Source organism: Clavibacter sp. MX14-G9D (genome assembly GCF_032917815.1).
GTDB lineage: Bacteria > Actinomycetota > Actinomycetes > Actinomycetales > Microbacteriaceae > Clavibacter > Clavibacter michiganensis_K.
This window is the reverse complement of the sequence record NZ_JAVCVL010000215.1, coordinates 1-4,438: the sequence shown is the minus strand read 5'-3', so window position 1 is coordinate 4,438 and position 4,438 is coordinate 1. Positions and strand designations below refer to the sequence as shown.

The 4,438-nt window shown below is 76.7% G+C and carries 4 protein-coding genes; 1 reads left to right on the top strand and 3 read right to left on the bottom strand.

Annotation, left to right across the window (positions count from 1 at the left end; all coding sequences use genetic code 11):
- The first annotated feature begins 158 nt into the window (after positions 1-158).
- Positions 159-1,472, top strand: coding sequence for an alpha/beta hydrolase (locus tag Q6969_RS13325; RefSeq protein ID WP_317230870.1), 1,314 nt, complete (start codon positions 159-161; stop codon positions 1,470-1,472).
- 3 nt (positions 1,473-1,475) lie between these two features.
- Here the strand turns inward: Q6969_RS13325 and Q6969_RS13320 are convergent, their stop codons facing one another.
- The 3 genes from Q6969_RS13320 to Q6969_RS13310 are packed head-to-tail and all read right to left on the bottom strand — an operon-like array spanning position 1,476 to position 4,312.
- Positions 1,476-2,249: a glucosamine-6-phosphate deaminase gene (locus Q6969_RS13320; RefSeq protein WP_317230869.1), complete on the bottom strand. Its 774-nt coding sequence runs from the start codon at positions 2,247-2,249 to the stop codon at positions 1,476-1,478.
- A 27-nt stretch (positions 2,250-2,276) separates the two neighbouring features.
- On the bottom strand, positions 2,277-3,308 hold the full coding sequence (locus tag Q6969_RS13315) for a Gfo/Idh/MocA family oxidoreductase (RefSeq protein ID WP_317230868.1): 1,032 nt from the start codon (positions 3,306-3,308) through the stop codon (positions 2,277-2,279).
- A complete protein-coding gene (locus Q6969_RS13310) occupies positions 3,305-4,312 on the bottom strand; it encodes a Gfo/Idh/MocA family oxidoreductase (RefSeq protein ID WP_317230867.1) in 1,008 nt (335 codons plus the stop codon). Before Q6969_RS13310 ends, Q6969_RS13315 begins: the two co-directional genes overlap by 4 nt.
- Positions 4,313-4,438 lie beyond the last annotated feature (126 nt).

The following is a 4,438-nucleotide window of genomic DNA, read 5'->3' as shown; positions in this document are numbered from 1 at the left end:
CGTCAGCGCCGCGCCGCCTCGCGTCGCGTCCACCGGGTGCGCACGGCCGCCACCCGGCCCGCACCCAGGCTGCGCACGGCGACCACCCGACCGCCACGCCCTAGCATCTGACCGACGGCGCCGACCCGAGGGGCGCCGCGCACGCGGAGGAGGCGGTGGTGACCCGAGCCCACCGGCGGCGCGAGACGGCGCTCGCCGTCGCCGCCGTGCTCGTCGGCCTCCTCATCCTCCCGGCACCGCCCGGGTCCGGCGTCGACGCGGGGTTCGCGCAGCTCGACCGGTACGCCGCCCTCAGCCCGTCCGCGGCCGCGCGCATGATCGCCGCCCACCCGTCGCTCGAGCTGCAGGTGATGGACGCGTCCCCGGCGCGCGTGGTGTCGTGGTGGGCGGCGAAGGACCGGAGGCGCCAGCGCGCGCTGATCCGGAGCTCGCCCGGGCTCATCGGCGACCTCGACGGCGTCGACTACGCCTCCCGCGACGCGGCCAACCGGCGGCAGCTGCGCGCCGAGCTGCGCGAGGAGCGGGCCGCGGTCGCCGCCCACCCGGACGACGCGGACGCCCGGAACCGGCTGACCGCCCTCACGGCGATCCGCGACGCGCTCCGACCGGAGGCCCGCGCCGACGGGACCGCGGCGCCGGAGCGCACGCTCGTGTCGCTGACGCACCGGGACCCGCCGCTCGCCGCCATCGCCGTGGGCGACCTCGACACGGCCCGCCAGGTCACCTTCACCGTGCCGGGCATGGGCGCGTACACCGACGACATGCAGCTCTGGACCGAGACCGCGCAGAACGTCTACGACGCGCAGGCCGCGGTCGGCGCCCCGGCGGCGCACGCCGTCGTCGCCTGGATCGGCTACCGCACGCCGCCGCCGGGCGTGGACGCGACCCTCGGCGCCTACGCGGAGCGGGGCGCGCCGCTGCTCGCCAGCGAGATCGCCGGCCTGCACGCGGCCCGGCGCGGGGGCGACCTGTCGGCGGTGAGCGTCATCGCGCACTCCTACGGATCCACGATGGCCGCCGACGCCCTCGCCGCCCGCGACCTCGACGTCCACGCGTTCGTCATGCTCGGATCCGCGGGCGTGGAGGACGGCATCGAGGACGCCCGCGACCTGCACGCGCGCCACGTCTACGCGGGCGAGGCCGCCGACGACGACGAGGCGTCGTGGGGGCGGCTGTCGCGGCAGGATCCCCGCGCCCCGGGCTTCGGCGCCACGGTGATCGCCGTCGACGGGGATCCCGCGCACGGCCTCCTGCCCGTGACCGGCCACGCACCCGTGTTGCACTCGCCCTGGAACGACGACCCGGACTCGCGTGCCTGGTCGACGATCAGCGACCCGGCTGAGCGGGCCGCCGAGTTCCAGGCCCACGAGGAGACGTACGGCTACCTCGACGCCGGCACCGAGTCGCTGCGGAACGCGGCCATCGCGACCACCCCGCACGCGACCGCGGTGCTGGACCGGGCGGGCGGCTGAGCGTCAGCGCTGCCACTCCGGGCGGTGCGCGAACACGAACCGGTGGTAGTCGGCGAGCGCGAGCCCCGCGGCGGCGGCCTCGTCGACCACGACGACGGCGTCCGGGTGGAGCTGCAGCGCGGATCCGGGGCACATGCTCGTGAGCGGGCCCTCCACCGCCGCCGCGACGGCCGCCGCCTTCGCCGCGCCGTGCGCCACGAGCACCACCCGGCGCGCGTCGAGGATGGTGCCGAGCCCCTGCGTGATGCAATGCACGGGCACCTCGTCGGGCGTGGCGAAGAAGCGCGCGTTGTCGGCGCGGGTCTCCGGTGTGAGCGTCTTGATGCGCGTGCGGGAGGCGAACGACGACGTCGGCTCGTTGAAGCCGATGTGCCCGGTGGCGCCGATGCCGAGGATCTGGAGGTCGATGCCGCCGGCCTCGCGGATGAGGGCCTCGTAGCGGTCGCCGGCGTCGCGGATCCCCTCGACGCGGCCGTCGGGCACGTGCACGCGCGTGGGGTCGAGGCCGAGCCGCCGCGTGAACTCGCGGTCGACGACGGCGCGGTATCCCTCGGGGTGGTCGGGCGCGAGGCCCACGTACTCGTCGAGCGCGAACGCCGTCAGCCCGGCGAGCGCCTCCCGGTCGGGGCCCTCGGCGAGCGCGCGGTACACGGGCAGGGGGGAGGACCCCGTCGCGACCCCGAGCACCCGGAGGCTCCCGTCGCGCGCGCCCGCGCGGATGACGTCGGCCGCGTACCGGCCGACCTCCTCGGCCGACTCCCGGATGACCACCTGCATGCGCGTCCCCTCCCGTCCCGTGCCGCGTCAGGGCGCGGCGACCTCGATCGTGCGTCCCGTGCGCGCGGACTCCTGCGCGGCCACGACGATGCGCAGCGTCCGCAGCCCGACCTGGAGGTCCGGCTGCGGCTGCTCCCCCGTGCGCACGCCGTGCAGGAACGCGTCGAGGAGGGCGGCGTCGAAGTCGGGGCCGTACGGCAGCTCGATCGGCCGGCCGGTCGCGGCGTCGAGGCCGCGCACCCGGGGGCCGAAGAAGTCGATGCCGACGCTGCCGGCCGTGCCGGTCGCGGTGATCCTCACGCCGCCCCAGGTGGGCGCGGTGTCGGCCTGCGTGAACGAGCAGTCGATGGCGGCGATGAGCCCGCTGTCGTAGGCGATGGTCACGAGGCCGCCGGTCTCGGCCTGCGCGCGGTGGGCGTGCAGGAGGCGGTTGCTGACGGCGGTGACGCGGACGGCGGTGGCGCCGGTGAGCGCGTCGAGGAGGTCGGCGATGTGCACGACGTGGTCGACGAGCGCGCCGCCGCCGGAGAGGGCGGGATCCCCGAACCAGGACCGCTCCATCGGCAGCTTCCCGTTGTTGGCGCCGCGCAGGGCGACGAGCTGCCCGAGCGCGCCCCGGGCGTGCGCGGCCCGCAGCTCCTGGAACGCGCTGGCGAAGCGCACGGGGAACGCGACCATGAGGCGCACGCCGGCCTCGGCGACGGCGCGCTCGATCGCGAGGCCGTCCTCGAGCGTGGTGGCGAGGGGCTTCTCGCAGAGGATGTCGGCGCCGGCGGCCGCGGCGAGCTCCACGAGCTCCCGGTGCCGGACGTTCTCGCTCGCGACGATCACGGCGTCCGGCTGCCAGGCGAGCAGGTCGGCGTAGGCGTCGACGTAGGCGACCCCGAGCGCGTCGGCCATGGCGCGGCCGCGGAGCTCGCCCTCGGGGTGCGGGCCGGGGTCGCTCGCGCGCACCTCGACGTCGTCCATCGCGGCGAGGAGCGCGAGGTAGGAGCGCGCGTGCGTGTGCGCGAAGGACATGACGGCGACGCGGAGCGGGCCGTCGTGCGCCGCCCTCATCGCGCCGCCCCGTCCGACGCCACGACCAGGTCCACCGGCTGCCCGGTGTCGAGGCTCTCGAGCGCGGCCGTCGCGATGCGGACCGCGGCGGCACCGTCGGCGGCGCTGACCCGCGGCTCCGCACCGCCCGCGAAGGCGCGCGTGAACTCGCGCAGCTCCACGAAGTACGGGTCCTCGGCGGGATCCGTGTCGGGCACGAGCTCCCCGCCGGTGCCGGGGTCGGCGAGGTCCGCCACGTACCCCCTCTGCACGGCGGACGAGTGCTCGAGCTGCCCTCCCGTGCCGGTGACCGTGTACTCGGTCGTGAAGCGCAGGTGCGCCGGGCCCCAGACGCCGGCGACGTGGCTGATGGCGCCGGACGCGTGCGTGAGCAGGACGTGCGCGGCCTCGATCGGGTGCTCGGCGTCGCCCGCGCGGGTCGACACGGCCGAGACCCGGACGACCTCGCCGGCGACCCACCGGGCGATGTCGAGGTCGTGGATCATCTGGTCCATGATGATGCCGCCCGAGAGCGCGCGGTCGGCGAACCAGGGCGTGCGGGTCGGGAAGGCGCCGGCGCGCGAGAAGCGCAGCACCGCCAGGTCGCCGAGGAGCCCCTGGTCGACGGCCTCCTTGAGCCGCACGTACTCGGGGAAGAACCGCACCACGTGCGCCGGGTGCAGGCGGCGGCCGAGCCGGGCGGCGAGCGCCACGAGCTCCTCGGCGTCGGCGTCGGTGCGGGCGAGCGGCTTCTCGCTGATGACGTCCTTGCCCGCCTCGAGCGCGCGGCGGACGATGGCGGCGTGGGTCCAGGTGGGCGTGACCACGTCGACCACGTCCACGAGGTCGAGCAGCTCGTCGAGGGTGTCGACCACGGTCCCGCCGCCGTGCCGGGCGACGGCCTCGGCCGCGCCCACCTCGGAGTGCACGTAGACCTGCGCGCCGAGGGCGAGGAGGTGGGGCAGGTGCGATGCGCTGATGCCGCCGGCCCCGACGAGGCCGATGCGGAGGGGTGCTGGGGTCATGTGCGGTTCCTCACGTGCGGGCGGATGGGGTGGGGGATGCGGGGGCGGCGCCGTCCGCGAGCGGCGCGGCGGCCTCGACCGGCACGGCCGCGGGCTCCCCGGGCTCGCCGCGGCCGTCGGCGGTCG

Bases quoted from the DNA above. Each gene is read 5' to 3' on its own strand.
- Q6969_RS13320 (WP_317230869.1), bottom strand. From the start codon at position 2,249: ATGCAGGTGGTCATCCGGGAGTCGGCCGAGGAGGTCGGCCGGTACGCG.
- Q6969_RS13315 (WP_317230868.1), bottom strand. From the start codon at position 3,308: ATGAGGGCGGCGCACGACGGCCCGCTCCGCGTCGCCGTCATGTCCTTC.
- Q6969_RS13310 (WP_317230867.1), bottom strand. From the start codon at position 4,312: ATGACCCCAGCACCCCTCCGCATCGGCCTCGTCGGGGCCGGCGGCATC.